At 67.7% G+C, this 16,338-nt stretch carries 16 protein-coding genes and 1 tRNA gene; 11 read left to right on the top strand and 6 right to left on the bottom strand.

The annotated features are described in order from the left end of the window. The 5 genes from QZ814_RS08470 to QZ814_RS08450 form a co-directional block, all read left to right on the top strand. A partial coding sequence (locus QZ814_RS08470) for a gamma-glutamyl-gamma-aminobutyrate hydrolase family protein (protein WP_294330927.1) occupies positions 1 to 499 on the top strand: 499 nt, incomplete at its 5' end. Further along, positions 496 to 765 (top strand): hypothetical protein, encoded by a 270-nt coding sequence (locus tag QZ814_RS08465; protein ID WP_058733518.1) that lies wholly within the window; start codon positions 496 to 498, stop codon positions 763 to 765. The genes QZ814_RS08470 and QZ814_RS08465, both read left to right, overlap by 4 nt. Next, positions 765 to 4,094, top strand: coding sequence for a carbamoyl-phosphate synthase large subunit (gene carB / locus QZ814_RS08460; RefSeq protein ID WP_294330925.1), 3,330 nt, complete (start codon positions 765 to 767; stop codon positions 4,092 to 4,094). Before QZ814_RS08465 ends, carB begins: the two co-directional genes overlap by 1 nt. A 282-nt stretch (positions 4,095 to 4,376) precedes the next feature. Further along, positions 4,377 to 4,853, top strand: coding sequence for a transcription elongation factor GreA (gene greA, locus QZ814_RS08455; RefSeq protein ID WP_121079359.1), 477 nt, complete (start codon positions 4,377 to 4,379; stop codon positions 4,851 to 4,853). An 8-nt stretch (positions 4,854 to 4,861) separates the two neighbouring features. Continuing rightward, positions 4,862 to 5,488, top strand: a complete 627-nt coding sequence (locus QZ814_RS08450) for a rhomboid family intramembrane serine protease (protein WP_294330919.1) — start codon at positions 4,862 to 4,864, stop codon at positions 5,486 to 5,488. Between the two features lie 125 nt (positions 5,489 to 5,613). Here the strand turns inward: QZ814_RS08450 and QZ814_RS08445 are convergent, their stop codons facing one another. Genes QZ814_RS08445 through QZ814_RS08435 form a run of 3 tightly spaced genes read right to left on the bottom strand, consistent with a single transcriptional unit; the run spans position 5,614 to position 8,897 of the window. Continuing rightward, a complete protein-coding gene (locus QZ814_RS08445) occupies positions 5,614 to 7,434 on the bottom strand; it encodes a DUF885 family protein (RefSeq protein ID WP_294330917.1) in 1,821 nt (606 codons plus the stop codon). A 21-nt stretch (positions 7,435 to 7,455) separates the two neighbouring features. After that, the gene (locus QZ814_RS08440; RefSeq protein ID WP_294330914.1) at positions 7,456 to 7,914 is read right to left on the bottom strand and encodes an NfeD family protein; all 459 of its coding nucleotides are present in this window, start codon (positions 7,912 to 7,914) and stop codon (positions 7,456 to 7,458) included. Between the two features lie 8 nt (positions 7,915 to 7,922). Then, on the bottom strand, positions 7,923 to 8,897 hold the full coding sequence (locus QZ814_RS08435) for an SPFH domain-containing protein (RefSeq protein WP_294330912.1): 975 nt from the start codon (positions 8,895 to 8,897) through the stop codon (positions 7,923 to 7,925). 51 nt (positions 8,898 to 8,948) lie between these two features. Between QZ814_RS08435 and QZ814_RS08430 the strand changes: the two genes are divergently transcribed. From QZ814_RS08430 to guaB, 3 genes are all read left to right on the top strand, one after another. Next, positions 8,949 to 9,767 (top strand): CoA ester lyase, encoded by an 819-nt coding sequence (locus tag QZ814_RS08430; RefSeq protein ID WP_294330911.1) that lies wholly within the window; start codon positions 8,949 to 8,951, stop codon positions 9,765 to 9,767. A 59-nt stretch (positions 9,768 to 9,826) separates the two neighbouring features. After that, the gene (locus QZ814_RS08425; protein ID WP_294330909.1) at positions 9,827 to 10,216 is read left to right on the top strand and encodes a hypothetical protein; all 390 of its coding nucleotides are present in this window, start codon (positions 9,827 to 9,829) and stop codon (positions 10,214 to 10,216) included. Between the two features lie 77 nt (positions 10,217 to 10,293). Next, positions 10,294 to 11,751, top strand: coding sequence for an IMP dehydrogenase (gene guaB / locus QZ814_RS08420; protein ID WP_294330906.1), 1,458 nt, complete (start codon positions 10,294 to 10,296; stop codon positions 11,749 to 11,751). Here the strand turns inward: guaB and QZ814_RS08415 are convergent. Then, positions 11,736 to 13,538 carry a GGDEF domain-containing protein gene (locus tag QZ814_RS08415; RefSeq protein WP_294330902.1) on the bottom strand — a complete coding sequence of 601 codons (1,803 nt, stop codon included), beginning with the start codon at positions 13,536 to 13,538 and terminating at the stop codon, positions 11,736 to 11,738. The two genes, guaB and QZ814_RS08415, sit on opposite strands and share 16 nt — an antisense overlap. A 106-nt stretch (positions 13,539 to 13,644) precedes the next feature. Between QZ814_RS08415 and QZ814_RS08410 the strand changes: the two genes are divergently transcribed. Together QZ814_RS08410 and QZ814_RS08405 are read left to right on the top strand one after the other, a co-directional pair. Further along, positions 13,645 to 14,832: an RsmB/NOP family class I SAM-dependent RNA methyltransferase gene (locus tag QZ814_RS08410; RefSeq protein ID WP_294330898.1), complete on the top strand. Its 1,188-nt coding sequence runs from the start codon at positions 13,645 to 13,647 to the stop codon at positions 14,830 to 14,832. 29 nt (positions 14,833 to 14,861) lie between these two features. Then, entirely contained in the window at positions 14,862 to 15,365 is a 504-nt protein-coding gene (locus tag QZ814_RS08405; RefSeq protein ID WP_294330896.1) for a tetratricopeptide repeat protein, read from the top strand. On the opposite strand, the gene QZ814_RS08400 is transcribed toward QZ814_RS08405, so the two are convergent. After that, positions 15,366 to 15,866, bottom strand: a complete 501-nt coding sequence (locus QZ814_RS08400; RefSeq protein WP_294330895.1) for a hypothetical protein — start codon at positions 15,864 to 15,866, stop codon at positions 15,366 to 15,368. An 83-nt stretch (positions 15,867 to 15,949) separates the two neighbouring features. Here QZ814_RS08400 and QZ814_RS08395 point away from each other — a divergent pair. After that, positions 15,950 to 16,026 (top strand) — tRNA-Arg (locus QZ814_RS08395). A 49-nt stretch (positions 16,027 to 16,075) separates the two neighbouring features. On the opposite strand, the gene QZ814_RS08390 is transcribed toward QZ814_RS08395, so the two are convergent. Further along, entirely contained in the window at positions 16,076 to 16,288 is a 213-nt protein-coding gene (locus tag QZ814_RS08390; RefSeq protein WP_294330893.1) for a hypothetical protein, read from the bottom strand. Positions 16,289 to 16,338: the final 50 nt, after the last annotated feature.

Below are 16,338 nucleotides of genomic sequence, written 5' to 3'. Positions count from 1 at the left end.
CGGTGCGAAGGTGTCGGTGGTCCCCGCCACCGCGTCCTATGAGGATGTGATGGCGCTGAACCCGGACGGCATCTTCCTGTCCAACGGCCCCGGCGATCCGGCGGCGACGGGCGAATATGCGGTGCCGGTGATCCGCCAACTGCTCGACACGGGCAAGCCTCTGTTCGGCATCTGCCTCGGCCACCAGCTTCTGGGTCTGGCGGTCGGTGCGAAGACCACCAAGATGCACCAGGGGCACCGCGGCGCGAACCACCCGGTCAAGCGCCTGTCCGACGGTCTGGTCGAGATCACCAGCATGAACCACGGCTTCGCGGTCGAGCGCGAGACGCTGCCCGCGAACGCGCGTGAGACGCATGTGTCGCTGTTCGACGGGTCGAATGCGGGTCTCGAGCTGACCGACCGCCCGGCCTTCTCGGTCCAGTACCACCCCGAAGCCTCGCCGGGGCCGCAGGACAGCTTCTATCTGTTCGAGCGGTTCGTGGGGTCGCTTCGGAAATGAGCCTGTTGCTCGCACTTGCCTTGCAGGTCGCGGCGCAACCGACCCGGCCCCAGCGTCAGGTGAGTCAGGCTGACCTGAACGCCATGGCTGACGCGTGCCGCGCGCCGCGCAGCTGGCTGGTGCTCAGGGGCCGCGAAGTCGTGTTTCGGGGAAGCCCGAATGCCGATTTCACCAAGATTGAGTGCGTGCTCAAAAAAGTCAGCGCAGTCGTGCCGATGAACAAGATCGGCTTCATCGGCAACGCACAAGCTTCGGAAGAAAAGTAATGCCAAAACGCACCGACATCTCCTCCATTCTCGTCATCGGCGCTGGCCCGATCGTCATCGGTCAGGCATGCGAGTTCGACTATTCGGGCACGCAGGCGATCAAGGCCCTGAAGGAAGAGGGCTATCGCATCGTCCTGGTCAATTCGAACCCGGCGACGATCATGACCGATCCCGAGCTGGCCGACGCGACCTATATCGAGCCGATCACGCCCGCGGTCGTCGCCAAGATCATCGAGAAGGAGCGGCCCGACGCCGTCCTGCCGACGATGGGCGGCCAGACCGCGCTCAACACCGCGCTGGCGCTGTTCCGCGACGGCACGCTGGAGAAGTTCGGCGTGACGATGATCGGCGCCGATGCCGATGCGATCGACAAGGCCGAGGACCGGCTGAAGTTCAAGGACGCGATGACCAAGATCGGGCTCGAAAGCGCCCGCTCGGCGATCGCGCATACCGAGGCCGAGGCGCTGACCGCGCTCGACTATGTCGGGCTGCCGGCGATCATCCGCCCCAGCTTCACCATGGGCGGCTCGGGCGGCGGCATCGCCTATAATCGCGAGGAATTCATCGCGATCGTGCGCTCGGGCCTCGACCTGTCGCCGACCACCGAGGTGCTGATCGAGGAATCGCTGCTCGGCTGGAAGGAATATGAGATGGAGGTCGTCCGGGATCGGAACGACAATGCCATCATCGTCTGCTCGATCGAGAATATCGATCCGATGGGCACGCACACCGGCGATTCGATCACCGTCGCGCCGGCACTGACGCTGACCGACAAGGAATACCAGATCATGCGCAACGCATCGATCGCGTGTCTCCGGGAAATCGGTGTCGAGACCGGCGGCTCGAACGTGCAGTTCGCGGTGAATCCGAAGGACGGCCGCCTGATCGTGATCGAGATGAACCCGCGCGTCAGCCGTTCCTCGGCGCTGGCGTCTAAGGCGACCGGCTTCCCGATCGCCAAGGTCGCGGCCAAGCTGGCGGTGGGCTACACGCTCGACGAGATCGACAATGACATCACGGGTGCCACCCCGGCGAGCTTCGAGCCGACGATCGACTATGTCGTCACCAAGATCCCGCGCTTCGCCTTCGAGAAGTTCAAGGGTGCCGAGGCGGTGCTGGGCACGGCGATGAAGTCGGTCGGCGAAGTGATGGCGATCGGCCGCTCGATCCACGAATCGATCCAGAAGGCGCTGCGCGGTCTCGAGACCGGCCTCAGCGGCTTCAACGATGTCGACCGGCTGGTCGGCGCGCCGCGCGACGTGATCGAGGCGGCGCTGACCGTTCGCTCGCCCGACCGGCTGCTGATCGCCGCGCAGGCGATGCGCGAGGGCTTCAGCGTCAAGGACGTCCAGCGCTTCACCAGCTACGACCCCTGGTTCCTCGAGCGGATCGCCGAGATCCTCGACGCCGAGAAGGATGTCGCGACCAACGGCCTGCCGCAGGACGCGGCCGGCATGCGCCGCCTGAAGGCGATGGGCTTCAGCGACAAGCGGCTGGCCTATCTCGCGCTCAAGTCGGTCAATCTCCGCGCGGGCAGCGAAGTTATGGCGCGCAGCTCGGGGCTGATCGGCGAGGTGGCCAACGCCATCTCCGGCGGGGTGACCGAGGCCGAGGTGCGCAAGCTGCGCCACCGGCTGGGCGTGCGCCCGGTGTTCAAGCGGATCGACACCTGCGCGGCCGAGTTCGAGGCGAAGACGCCCTATATGTACTCGACCTATGAGGCGCCTAGCTTCGGCGAGCCCGAGAACGAGGCCGAGCCGAGCGACCGCCGCAAGGTGGTGATCCTCGGCGGTGGTCCGAACCGGATCGGGCAGGGCATCGAGTTCGACTATTGCTGCTGCCACGCCTGCTTCGCGCTGGCCGACGCGGGGTACGAGACGATCATGGTCAACTGCAATCCGGAAACGGTGAGCACCGACTATGACACCTCGGACCGGCTCTATTTCGAGCCGCTGACCGCCGAGGACGTGCTCGAGATCCTCGAAGTCGAGAAGTCGAAGGGCGAGCTGGTCGGCGTGATCGTCCAGTTCGGCGGCCAGACCCCGCTCAACCTCGCCAAGGCGCTGGAGGATGCGGGCATCCCGATCCTCGGCACCAGCCCCGACGCGATCGACCTGGCCGAGGACCGCGAGCGCTTCGCCGATCTCGTCGCCAAGCTGGGCCTCAAGCAGCCCGCCAACGGCATCGCCCGCAGCCGCGACGAGGCGGTGCGGGTGGCCGAGCGGATCGGCTATCCGGTGCTGATGCGGCCGAGCTATGTGCTGGGCGGCCGGGCGATGGAGATCGTCGACAGCCTCCAGCAGCTCGACGACTATATCCAGACCGCGGTGCAGGTCTCGGGCGACTCGCCGGTGCTGATCGACCAGTATCTGCGCGACGCGATCGAGGTGGACGTGGACGCGATCGCCGACGGCACCGATGTGGTGGTCGCGGGCGTGCTCCAGCATATCGAGGAAGCCGGCGTCCATTCGGGCGACAGCGCCTGCTCGATCCCGCCCTACAGCCTGCCCGCTGACATCATCGCCGAGATCGAGCGCCAGACCGTGGCGCTGGCGCGTGCGCTCAAGGTGAAGGGGCTGATGAACATCCAGTTCGCGGTCAAGGACGGCGAGGTCTATCTGATCGAGGTCAACCCGCGCGCCAGCCGCACCGTGCCGTTCGTCGCCAAGGCGATCGGGGCGCCGATCGCCAAGATCGCCAGCCGCGTGATGGCGGGCGAGAAGCTGGCGACCCTGCCCAAGATCGACCGCGACATCGATTATATCGCGGTGAAGGAAGCGGTGTTCCCCTGGGCGCGCTTCCCCGGCGTCGATCCGGTGCTCTCGCCTGAGATGAAGTCGACCGGCGAGGTGATGGGCATCGACAAGGACTTCGCCACCGCCTTCGCGAAATCGCAGCTCGGCGCGGGCACGGTGCTGCCGCAGGGCGGCACGGTGTTCGTCAGCGTCAAGCAGGGCGACAAGGCGGTGGTGCTGCCGGGCGTGAAGATCCTCGCCGATCTCGGCTTCAAGATCATCGCGACCAGCGGCACGGCGGACTTCCTTGCCGCCGAGGGGATCGCGGTGGAGACGGTGAACAAGGTGGCGCAGGGCCGCCCGCACATCGTCGACCGCATTCAGGACGGCGATGTCGCGCTGATCTTCAACACCACCGAAGGCTGGCAGTCGCTCAAGGACTCGATGAGCATCCGTGCCTCGGCGCTGGCGCAGAAGGTCCCCTATTTCACCACGGCCCCGGGCAGCGTGGCGGCGGCGCGGGCGATCGCGGCGATGCGGAGCAATCCCATCGAGGTGCAGCCGATCCAGGCGTATTTCGCCTCGCGGGGGTGAGCACCCTCCCTTAAGCCCCTCCTCCTCGGAGGAGGGGTTGGGGTGGAGGGATTCCAGAACGTTGGTCGGTCTCTGTGAGACACGGCCCCACCTCAACCCCTCCCCTGAAGGGAGGGGCTTAGTTGGCTAAATCTTGCGTTTTCCACCCCCCGACTTGATGTTTTTCGCCCCACATCTTACTATTCGCGTTCGCACAATGGATTTCCCCAACCGATGGAAGTGTGCGGACGTCGTTTTCGGGCGACGGTCGGTACCGGGGGCGTAGTGAAGGACTAGGGCGTTATGGCGACCGTCGAGAAGATGCCGATGCTGGCGGAAGGCTATCAGAAGCTCAGCGAGGAGCTGAAGCGGCTGAAGGCCGAGCGGCCGCTGATCGTGGACGCGATCGAGGAAGCGCGCGCGCATGGCGACCTTTCCGAAAACGCCGAATATCATGCCGCCAAGGAGCGCCAGGGCCAGGTCGAGGCGACCATCGCCGACATCGAGGACAAGCTGAGCCGCGCCCAGATCATCGATCCCAAGGAGCTTTCGGGCGACAAGGTCGTGTTCGGCGCGACCGTGACGCTGCTCGACGAGGACGACAAGCCGGTGACCTACCAGATCGTCGGCCAGACCGAGGCGGATGCCAGCAAGGGCCGCATCTCGTACAATTCGCCGATCGGCCGCGCGCTGATCGGTCGCAAGGTCGACGAAGAGGTCGAGGTGTCGGTGCCGGCGGGCGACCGCTATTATCTCGTCTCCAAGGTCGAATTCATCTGAGGCAGGCCATGCCGAAGGTCAGCGCCACGACGGTGATCGTCGCCGTCACGGTGGTGGTGAGCCTCATTGCCAATTTCGCGCCCAACGCCGCGCAGATTCAGTATGCGGCGGGGTTCATCCCCGCACGCGTCTCGGGTGGGCTGCTCCTGTCGGGGCCGCTGGTGCCGGTATGGGCGACGCCGCTCAGCTCGGCGCTGATCCATGGCGGGCTCGCCCATCTCGGCATGAACATGCTGATGCTGGTGTTCACCGGCAACGAGACCGAGCGCGCGGTCGGCGCCAAGGGCTTGGTGACGCTCTACCTGATCGGCGCCTATGCCGCCTGCGCCGCGCAGTGGCTCGCAGGGCCGATGTCGACCGCGCCGATGATCGGGGCGAGCGGGGCGAGCTCGGCAGTGGTCGGTGCCTATTCGCTGCTCTACGGCCGCCAGCGCGCCAAGGCGATCGGGCCGATCCCGGCACAGCTGGTGCATATCGCCTGGCTGGCGGCGGCCTGGGTGGGCGTGAACCTGCTGATGGGGTTCGCCTTTTTCCAGGGCGGCATCACGGTGGCGATCTGGGCGCATATCGGCGGCTTCCTGCTCGGCCTGGCGCTCGCCCGCCCGATGCTGCTCTGGCGCTGGCGTCACGCATAAGCGCTTCTTCTGCCGTCATCCCGGCGAAAGCCGGGATCCATTCGCCTCTCCCTATCAGCAAACGCCGCGACGGCGACCCCAATGGATCCCGGCTTTCGCCGGGATGACCGTTGTAGGGGAGCGTTTTACCCCTTCCGCTGCGCGATGTGGCGGTCGATCACATGGCCGAGCACGGTCATCGGCACATTGCCGCCGAGCAGCACCGCATCGTTGAAGGCGCGGAAGTCGAACTTGGCGCCGAGTTCGCCCTTCGCCTTGGTCCGCAGCCGGTTGATCGCGGTGTGGCCCACCTTGTAGCCGCAGGCCTGGCCCGGCCACGAGCAATAGCGGTCGACCTCGCCCTGCACCTCGTCCTCCGACGAGCCGTTGGCTTCGACGAACCAGCGGATCGCCTGCTCGCGCGTCCAGCGCTTGGCATGCAGCCCGCTGTCGACCACTAGCCGGCAGGCGCGGAAGCCCAGCGACTGGAGATAGCCCAGCTTCGCCGCCGGGTTCTCGGCATAGACGCCCAGCTCGTCGCCCAGCTGCTCGGCATAGAGCGCCCAGCCTTCCGAATAGGCGTTGAACTGGAGGAGCGAACGGATCAGCGGCATCTTGAAGGTATATTCGCCCTGCCAGGCATGGCCGGGGATTGCCTCGTGATAGGCGAGGTCGGGCAGGCTGAACCGCGTCCAGATGCCCGTCGAGCGCAGATTGACCCAGAGGCGCCCGGGCACCTTGCCGTCGATCGTGCCGGGGCCGCCATAGGCGCCGGCAGCACCGGCTTCCTCGACGATCGGGATGCGCTTCACCTCGACATTGCCGGGGACGAGCGTGTGGAACGCCTGCGGCATCCGGCCGCGCATGTCGTCGATGCTATGCTGGAGGATCTGGATGATCTCGGCGCGGCCGGCATCGTTGTCCGGAAAGGCGAAGCGCTTGTCGGTGGCGAGTCCGCGCATGCGTGCGCCGACCGAGCCCTGCGTATAGCCGAGCGTCTTGAGGATCGTGTCCATCTCGGCCTGCAGTTCGGCGAGCTGCGCCTTGCCCATCGCATGGACTTCATCGGGCGACATGGTCGTGGTGGTGCCGGCGCTCAGCGCCCAGGCATAATAGGCGTCGCCGTCCTTGAACTTCCACACGCCGGCGTCGGAGGTGGCGCGGGTGCGTTGCTTTTCGAGCTCGGCGATCTGGCGATCGAGCGCCGGGGCGATCTGCTCGGCGGCGATCTTGGCCGCGCGCGCCTCGTATCCGCCCGGCATGCTGGTGGTCCGCTTGGCGAGCGAGGTCACGACGTCCCAGGTCGCCGGATCGCCGCTGCGGGCGAGGTGGATCTGCTTCAGGCACTTGTCGAGCAGGAAGTCCGGCGCGATCACGCCGACGCTCGCTGCCTGCTGCAGCCGCACGGTCTCGCCGTCGAGTGCGCCGGCATAGGCCTGGAGCCGATCGAGATAGGCATCGGCATCGTCGCGCGTCTCGATCTGGTGATCGCTGTCGAGCATCTTGGGCACGTCGATATAGGCGCCGACATTCTGGATCACGACGTACGGCGTGTTGCGCCAGCTGCCGACCGCGACGTCGCCATAGGGGAAGGATATGCCCTTCAGCCCGTTGGCATAGGCGGTCTGGATTACGTCGAGATGGACGCGCATCTCGGGGCTGACGGCATGGACGTCGATCTGGTCGATCTCGGCGAGCGTGGCCTTCAGATGCGCCGCCATCTTGGCGACACCCGCAGGCGTGCGGTCGCCCAGCCGGTGCTTGAGGCCGGCACGCGCCCCCTTGTCGATGCCGAGGCCGGTTGCGCCTTCGGGGTTGAGGACGAGCAGCGCCTCGGCCGTGCGATCGATCAGTGCTTGCGCCTGGGCTTCGGCGGCGGGCACGGCGGCAAGCGCTGGGCGCGCCGCCGCACCGGTGGCCAACAGGGCGCTCGATCCGAGCAGCACGTCGCGACGGGTGGTACGCATCTATTCGACCTCGATTGTTTTTCAGTCTTGGGAAAGGGAGGGGAGCGGCTCGACTCGGAGCGTCGCGCCGTTGGCGCCGGTGATCCGCACGCGGGCGCCGGCGGGGGCATCGGGCCCGCGTGCCGGCCACTCGCCGTCGCCAACCCGCACGCGGCCGCCATGATCGCTTACCGGTTCGACGACGGTGACGACTTCGCCGACCAGTCGCGCGATGCGATCGTTGAGCAGCGGATCGGCGCTCTCGACGGGGAAGTCATGATACCAGCGCCGGCCTATCAGCACCGCAACCGCCGACCAGCCGGCAAAGCCCAGCAATTGCCCTGCGAGTGGCAGGCCCGGGAACAACAGCGCCAAGCCGCCCATGATCGCGGCCGCCACCGCGAGGAACACCAGGAACACGCCGGGCACCACCAGCTCGGCGATCCCCAGCGCAACCGCGGCGATCAGCCAGAGCAGGGGCGGGTGCTGCAACCAGTCCACCGAGGCGATCAATCCTGCTGGTCGAACGGACCCGGGCGGCGGGCCGGCGGTGCGGGGGGCTTGGGCGCGGCGCCGGAGAGGGCCTCCTTGGCGAGCTCGCCGATGCCGCCCAGCGTGCCGATCAGCTGGGTCGCCTCGACCGGGAACAGGATGGTCTTGGCGTTGGGCGAGGTCGCGAACTTGCCCACGGCTTCCACGTACTTTTGCGCGATGAAATAGTTGAGCGAAGCCGCGCTGCCGGATTCGATGGCGTCGGACACGAGTCGGGTCGCCTCCGCCTCGGCCTGGGCGGCACGCTCGCGCGCCTCGGCGTCGCGGAAGGCGGATTCGCGGCGGCCCTCGGCCTCCAGGATGCGCGCCTGCTTCTGCCCTTCGGCGCGCAGGATCTCCGACTGGCGGCTCCCCTCGGCCTCGAGGATGTTGGCGCGCTTTTCGCGCTCGGCCTTCATCTGGCGGCCCATCGCGTTGACGATGTCGGCCGGCGGACGGATGTCCTTGATCTCGACGCGCGTGATTTTGACGCCCCACGGCGTCGTCGCATGGTCGACCACCGAGAGCAGCCGCGCGTTGATCTCATCGCGCTTGGACAGCGTCTCGTCGAGATCCATCGAGCCCATCACCGTGCGCAGGTTGGTCGTGGTCAGCTGGAGCAGCGCGACATACAGGTCCGACACCTCATAGGCGGCCTTGGCGGCATCGAGCACCTGGAAGAACACCACCCCGTCGGTGGAGATCATCGCATTGTCCTTGGTGATGATTTCCTGGCCCGGAATGTCGATCACCTGCTCCATCATGTTCACCTTGCGGCCGACACGGTAGAAAAAGGCGGGGTAGAAGTTGAAGCCCGGCGCGGCGACCGTGGTGAAGCGGCCGAAATGCTCGATCGTGTACTGATAGCCCTGGGTCACGATCTTCACGCTGGCCAGCAGGTAGAACAGCACCAGCACCACCAGCCCGGCCAGAAACACGAAAAGCACGTCCATACGCCCCGACTCCCCTCGCAATGGGTGCCATTGCTAGCATAGAGAGCGGCCATGACCAGCATGGCTCTCGCACCCCGCACCGCCCTGTTCCTCCCCGCCTCGAATCCACGCGCGATCGCCAAGGCCCGCACGCTCGATTGCGACCTGGTGATCCTCGACCTCGAGGACGCGGTGAAGCCCGAGGACAAGGACGCGGCACGCGACGCCGCCGTGGCTGCCGTGGCGGAAGGGTTCGGGGAGCGTGTCGCGGCGATCCGGATCAACGGCGCGGAGACGGCCGAGCATGCCGCCGATCTGGCGGCAGTCGCCCGCTCCGCCGCAGCGATCGTCGTCGTACCCAAGGTGGAGGATACCGGCACGGCCGAGCGCATCGCCGCGGCGGCGGGGAAGCCGATCCTGGCCATGATCGAAACGCCGGCCGGCGTCCTCGCCGCTGCTGCCATCGCGGCCGTGCCCGGCGTCGCGGGACTGATCGCGGGTACCAATGATCTGAAGGCGTCGCTCGGCATTCCCGCGGCGGCCGGGCGGGGCGGGCTCTCGCTGGCCTTGCAGACGGTGGTGCTGGCGGCACGCGCGGGCCGGGCCTGGGCACTCGACGGCGTGTTCAACGCACTGTCCGATGCCGAGGGGCTGGCGGCTGAATGTGCCGAGGGGCGGGCGCTCGGCTTCGACGGCAAGACGCTGATTCATCCCGGCCAGATCCCCGTCGCCACCCAGGCCTTCGCGCCCACTGCGGACGAGATCGCCGACGCGCAGGCGCTGCTCGCGGCCGCAAGCGGCGGCGCCGAGCGTTTCCGCGACCGCATGATCGAGGCGATGCACGTCGCGCAGGCCCGTGCCGTCCTGCAACGTGGAGCGGTGCCGGAATAAATCTGGCGGGTCGATGGCCGCCGGCGCGATGCTCTCCTAAGTATTCTTACATGGAGAATATGCACGAACTCGATATGACGCTGCTCCAGGCGATCGGGGCGATCGAAAACCTGCTGGCGTTGCCTTCCTGCAACCTCGCCGACCTCTCTCGGGTTCGATACCAGACCGCGCGCGCAGTGGCTGCGCGTCGCCAGGCGGTGGACCGGTTGGTCAACGCGGCGATGCTCGACGGCGGCGCCCGCGCGGACGTCGCCCAGTCGCTGCGCAGCGGAAGCTTCGAGATGCGCATGCTCTACACCGATCATGTCAGTGCATGGCCCACGGCCAAGGCGCTCCAGAACTGGCCGGCCTATGTACTCGCCTCGCGCACGCTCGCCAGCGTCATTCGCGCGCAGGTCCAGGCCGAGCGCGAACTGCTCTATCCCGGGATGCCGCCGGTCCACGCCTGAAGCTGCCCCCTAGCGCATCTGCACCCTTGCGGTTACATGGGCCGCCAACATTCGACTCAAGGATTTGGCGCACCCCCATGGAAATCCCTCTCGGCCTCACGTTCGACGACGTCCTCCTCTATCCGGGCGAATCCGAAATCGTGCCGAGCATGGCGGATACGCGGACCTTCGTGACGAAGAACCTGGCGCTCAACATCCCGATCCTTTCCTCGGCGATGGATACCGTCACCGAAGCCGACATGGCGATCGTGATGGCGCAGCTCGGCGGCATCGGCGTGCTCCACCGCAACATGGAAGTGGACGAGCAGTGCGAGGCGGTCCGCGCGGTGAAGCGGTTCGAGAGCGGCATGGTCGTCAACCCGATCACCATGGCGCCCACCGGCACGCTGGCCGAGGCGCAGGCGCTGATGGCGCGCCACCGGATCAGCGGTATTCCGATCGTCGAGGCAGGCGGCAAGCTGGTCGGCATCCTCACCAACCGTGACGTCCGCTTCGCCGAGAACCCCAACCAGCTCGTCTCCGAGCTGATGACCCACCAGAACCTCGCCACGGTGAAGGTCGGTGTCGCGCAGGAGGAGGCGCGCCGGCTGCTCCACCAGCGCCGGATCGAGAAGCTGCTGGTGGTGGACGATGCCTATCGCTGCGTCGGCCTGATCACGGTGAAGGACATCGAGAAGGCCGTCACCTATCCGCACGCTACCAAGGACGCCGGCGGCCGCCTGTGCGTCGCGGCGGCGACGACGGTGGGCGACAAGGGCTTTGCCCGCACCGAGGCGCTGGTCGATGCCGAAGTCGACCTGATCGTGATCGATACCGCGCACGGCCATAACAAGGACGTCAGCCGCGCGGTCGAGCGGGTCAAGAAGCTGTCCAACCGCGTCCAGGTGATCGCCGGCAACATCGCTACCGCCGAGGCGGCGCGTGCGCTGATCGACGCGGGCGCGGACGGGCTGAAGGTCGGCATCGGGCCGGGTTCGATCTGCACCACCCGCGTCGTCGCCGGCGTCGGCGTGCCGCAGCTCACCGCGGTGATGGACGCGGCCAACGAAGCCGCCAAGTCCGGCATTCCGGTGATCGCCGATGGCGGCATCCGCACCTCGGGCGACATCGCCAAGGCGCTGGCGGCCGGGGCCGGCGCCGCGATGATCGGTTCGCTGCTGGCCGGGACCGAGGAAGCCCCGGGCGAGACCTTCCTGTACCAGGGCCGCGCCTACAAGTCGTATCGCGGCATGGGCTCGGTCGGTGCGATGGCCAAGGGCTCTGCCGACCGCTATTTCCAGCAGGACATCAAGGACCAGCTCAAGCTGGTGCCGGAAGGTATCGAGGGCCAGGTGCCGTACAAGGGCCCCGCGCGCGACGTGATCCACCAGCTGGTCGGCGGCGTGAAGGCGTCGATGGGCTATGTCGGCGCGGCGACGCTGCCCGAGTTCCAGCGGAAGGCGCGGTTCGTGCGGATCACCAATGCAGGGCTCAAGGAAAGCCACGTCCACGACGTGACGATCACCCGCGAGGCGCCGAACTACCCGACCCGCTGAGCCAGCGTCTCCGCCGTCGCCTGCAGCATCGCACGCGACGGCGGGACGACGTCCGTGGCCGGATCGACCCGGCACACGCGATCGCGCCCACTGCGCTTGGCGGTATAGAGCGCGCGGTCGGCGTCGCGATACAGCGGCGCAAAGTCGCACGTCTCGCTCGCCTCGGCGATGCCGATGCTCACCGTTACGCGCTGTGCTCCGATTGCGGCGCTGTGGTCGCAGGCGGCGATTTCCTGCCGGACATGCTCGGCAAAGGCGGTTAGGGCAGGGCCGCAGCGATGGGTGAGCACCATCGCGAACTCCTCGCCGCCCAGCCGGGCGACCGCACAGCGCGGTCCTTCCCAGCGCGCCAGCCGCGTCGCGATCGCGCAGAGCACCACGTCGCCGGCATCATGGCCATGTTCGTCGTTGATTGCCTTGAACCGATCGATGTCGATCAGCAGCAGGCCGATCACTGCGCGGTCTTCGCCGGCGGCGGTGATCAACGACTGTGCCGCGTCGATCAAGCCGCGCCGATTGCGGATCCCGGTGAGCGGATCGCGTTCGGCGAGTTCGCTGGCACGCGCCTCCGCCGCGCGCGCCAGGTCGCGCTCCGCGCGCAGGCGCGAGAGCCGGCGGCTCGCGGCGATCGACAGCCAGATCGTCTGCCATGCCGAGGCGAACAGCACGAGGATCTGCGACCCGCCGCCCCAGAGCCGGCTGCCCATGTCGACGAGCTGGGTGAAGGCCAGCGCCGCGATCGGCACCGACCAGGCGGCGAGCAGATCGCGGGCCTCGACGCTGCCGCGCCGCGCACCCCAGGCGAGGCAGAGCACCACCATCAGCAGGTTGAAAAGAACCACTCCGGCCAGCACCGGCGCGATTGCCTCCAGCATCGTGCTTCGGGCGAGGGTGGCCGGTATGCCGATCAAGGCGACCGCGAGGCCGGACAGCTGCGCCAGCAGGCGTGCCACACGCGGCACGGCGCGGTGGTCGAGCGCGGTGGTCGTGCTCAAGGTCGCGAGCAGGATCGACAGCACCGATAGCGCGGTGCAGGTCTGGGCCGCGATCGTGCCGGCCATGGCCGGTGCGACCAGCAATCCGAATTGTGACCAGATCGCTCCCCAGAGGAAGACGACCACCGCCCAGGCACCCTGCCAGGCAAGATATTGCCGCCGGATCCCCAGCGCGAGCGAGAAATTGTAGAGCGCGCCGGCGACCAGCAGGGTCAGGGCGGCGCCGATCAAGGCCGACAGCAGGCCGTTCTCGATATCGGCCTCGCCCGCGCTGACCAGCCGCAGGCGGAGGAGCTGGTAGCTGGTCAGTCGATCGACGCGAAGCGTAATCGATTCGAGCAGCACCGACCGATCGTTCGGGGTGAAGGCGATCTGCGCACCGGGGCGCCAATGATCGTCGAAGGCGCCGCTGCGCACCTGCTGCCACTCGGTGATGCCGTTGGTGTAGCGAAAGGCCACCGAGAGGCGGTCGAACCGGGTGTGGTGGACGAGCAGGGTCACCGCGTCCGTTCCCAGCGGGTACTGGCGCGGATCCAGCCGGACCCACAGGCTGCCCCGATTATAGCCGCTGGCGTTGGGACCGCAGGTAAAATGGAGCTGTCCGAGCATCGTGTCGGCGGCGGACAGCGGGGTCACCGCGTGGCAGACCCGCGAGTCGCGCGTAATCGCCACGGCGCCGGCCGCTGCCGGGAGCAGCAGCACGATCCACACCGCCAGACAGCGGCGCAGGGCTTTGATCGCCGCGCTGCGCACCACCCCCGCTCTCCCGATCCCCATCTCGTCAGAATGCATCGGGACTGGTTTACGAATTCTTACCGCAAAATGCTATCTTCCTGACTTAGAAGCGTTGTCGGCACCGGCTTTGCATTCGGCAGCCGTTGCGCCTAGCGGTTTCGGCATGACCCCCGCCGCACGCGTTCAAATGGCCATCGATTTGCTCGACCAGATCCTCGCAGCTGCCCGTAACCGCGGTGCTGCGGCGGACGTCGTCATTGCTCGCTGGTTTGCGGAACGGCGCTTCGCGGGATCGAAAGATCGTCGTGCTGTACGGACGCTGGTATATGACGCCATTCGCCACTGCGGCGAGGTGCCGGTCTCTGGCCGCGCGGCGGTGCTGGCGCTGGCGATGCGCGACCCCGCACTCGCCGCGTTGTTCGACGGTTCGCATTATGGTCCGGCCGCGATTGTCGAAGGCGAGTCGGTGGCCCCGGCCGGCGTGGCGCCGGCATGGCTGGAAGCCGCCTTCGGGGCGTCCGGCCTCGATGCCGAGGAGCGGGCGGCACTGCTCGACCGCGCGCCGCTCGATCTCCGGGTGAACCGGCTCAAGACGACGCCCGATGCCATCGCCGCGCTGTTCGACGGTGCCAGGGCGCTGCCGTTTGCGCCCGACGCGCTGCGCCTGCCCGAGGAGACGGCGGTCGACCGTACGGAAGCCTATGCAGCGGGGCTGTTCGAGGTCCAGGATGGCGGCAGCCAGCTGGTGAGCGCCCTCGCCGGGGCCGCGCCCGGCATGACCGTGATCGATCTCTGCGCGGGCGGCGGCGGCAAGACGCTCGCGCTGGCCGCAGCGATGGACAACCGCGGGACCATTCTCGCCTGCGACGTTGATCGGCCGCGCCTCTCGCGCCTGATGCCGCGCGCCGCGCGGGCCGGAGTCACCATCGCCGAGACATTGCTGCTCGATCCCGGACGCGAGGCCGAACTGCTCGCCGATTGGCGGGAGCGGGCGGATCTGGTGCTGGTCGACGCGCCCTGTTCGGGCACCGGCACCTGGCGCCGCAACCCCGAGGCGCGGTGGCGGCTGACCCAGGCGCAGCTCGATCGCTATGTCGACACCCAGGCGCATCTGCTCGACGTGGCGGCGCGGCTGGTGCGGCCGGGCGGCACGCTCATCCATATCGTCTGCTCGCTGCTCGACGCGGAAGGGGCAGGGCAGGTGGAGCGGTTCCTGGCGGCGCAGCCTGGCTGGTCGGCGGAGCCGCTGGCGGCGCCCGCGGGGCGGCCGCAGGGGCAGGGGCTGCGGCTCACGCCCCGCCACGATACAACCGACGGCTTTTTTGTCGCGAAGCTGGTGCGGCAATGCTAGCCCATCGCGATGAAGTTCTGGAGATGTTGATGCGGTTCACGACCCTGTCGGCAGCGGGTGCGCTGCTGGTGTTGACGGTTTCGAGCAGCCTGAGCGCCCAGCGGCCGGACAGCCAGCTCGATCCGCGCTCGGTGGAACTGGTGCGCCAGGCGCGCAGCGTACAGGCGGCCGGCAATCTCGGCGGCGCGAACGATCTGCTGGAGACTGCGCTGGCGGTCGATCCGCGCAATCGCGAGGCGTTCGTGCTGATCGCCGATATCGCCCGCGCGCAGAACCTGCCGGGCAAGGCGATCCGCTTTTATGGCGAGGCACTGAAGCTCGATCCCAACGATCTCGCTGCGCTGCGCGGGCAGGGTGAAGCGATGGTCGCCAAGGGCGCGGTGACGCGGGCAAAGGACAATCTCTCCAAGATCAAGACGATCTGCAAGGCGGCCTGTGCGGACGCGACGACGCTTGCCGCGACCATCGCCAAGGGCCCGCCGCCGACGCCGAACCCGGTTGCGGCACCCGCCGCGGCGCCCACCAAACCCTGATCAGGTGGCCGGGGCGATCGCCGCTTCGAGCGATCGTGCCCGGCTCTCCTCCGCCGTCACCATCGCCGTGGCGCGCTCCATCGCGGCTTGCAGGGCCGGATAGTCGGGCTGGCCGCTCTGGGCGCGCTCGATCCGCACCTGGTCGAGATCGCCGAGCGTCACTGCAGCACGCGAGCGCAGGCCGTCGAGCACGCTGAGTGCGGTCTGCGCATCGAGCCAAGGGCTGCTGCCCGCCGCCAGGCCGCGCGCACGGGCAACCTTGGCGTCAGCGTCCCTCGCCGCCTTCTGAAACTCCATGTCGGTCGACTCGATCGTCGACATCAGCGCTGCGATTCGCGCATCGAGCCCCGCATCGGGCGTGGCCTGCGCCGCGGGGCGCTCGGGCTCGGTGAAGTCGAGGCTTTCGTTCGCCCGCGGAAGCAGCGAGGGATAGCGCGTGCTGGTCTGGGCGCAGCCGGCAAGCAGCGCGGCGCCTGCGACGAGAAGGGGGAGCGATCGCATGGCCCCGCCATATGCGTGTGGAAAACTTGGCGCAACGGGCTTGCGCTCGTTCGAAACCGCCGGTAGAGGCTGCCCTCCACTAGGCGCCCGTAGCTCAGCTGGATAGAGCATCAGACTACGAATCTGAGGGTCGGACGTTCGAATCGTTCCGGGCGCGCCACTCCCCCGCCAGAGCCCAGCTCGGCGGGGGGTTGTGTTTCAGGGCCCCTTCAGATCCCCGCGTCGATACTGTCGAGGATGCGGCCCCCCGCCATGAACACCGCGACCGGGCAGACGGCGAACAGCAGCTTGCCGCCAAGCCCCGGATACAGGCTCATATAATGGAAGCCGCGCTCGACTGCGCCATTGGCAAGGCCGAAGATCACGAGATAGGCCTCGAACTTCGACTTGATCACGAAGAGGCGGCCGATCCTGTGCAGCATGGCCGGCACGTAGCAAGTCACGTGCCAGCCCCGGATTCCCGCCGTTTTTG

Origin of the sequence: uncultured Sphingomonas sp., from assembly GCF_913777625.1 — a bacterium.
Lineage (GTDB): Bacteria > Pseudomonadota > Alphaproteobacteria > Sphingomonadales > Sphingomonadaceae > Sphingomonas.
Note: the sequence above shows the minus strand (reverse complement) of the source record. Positions and strands in the feature narration are given on the sequence as shown.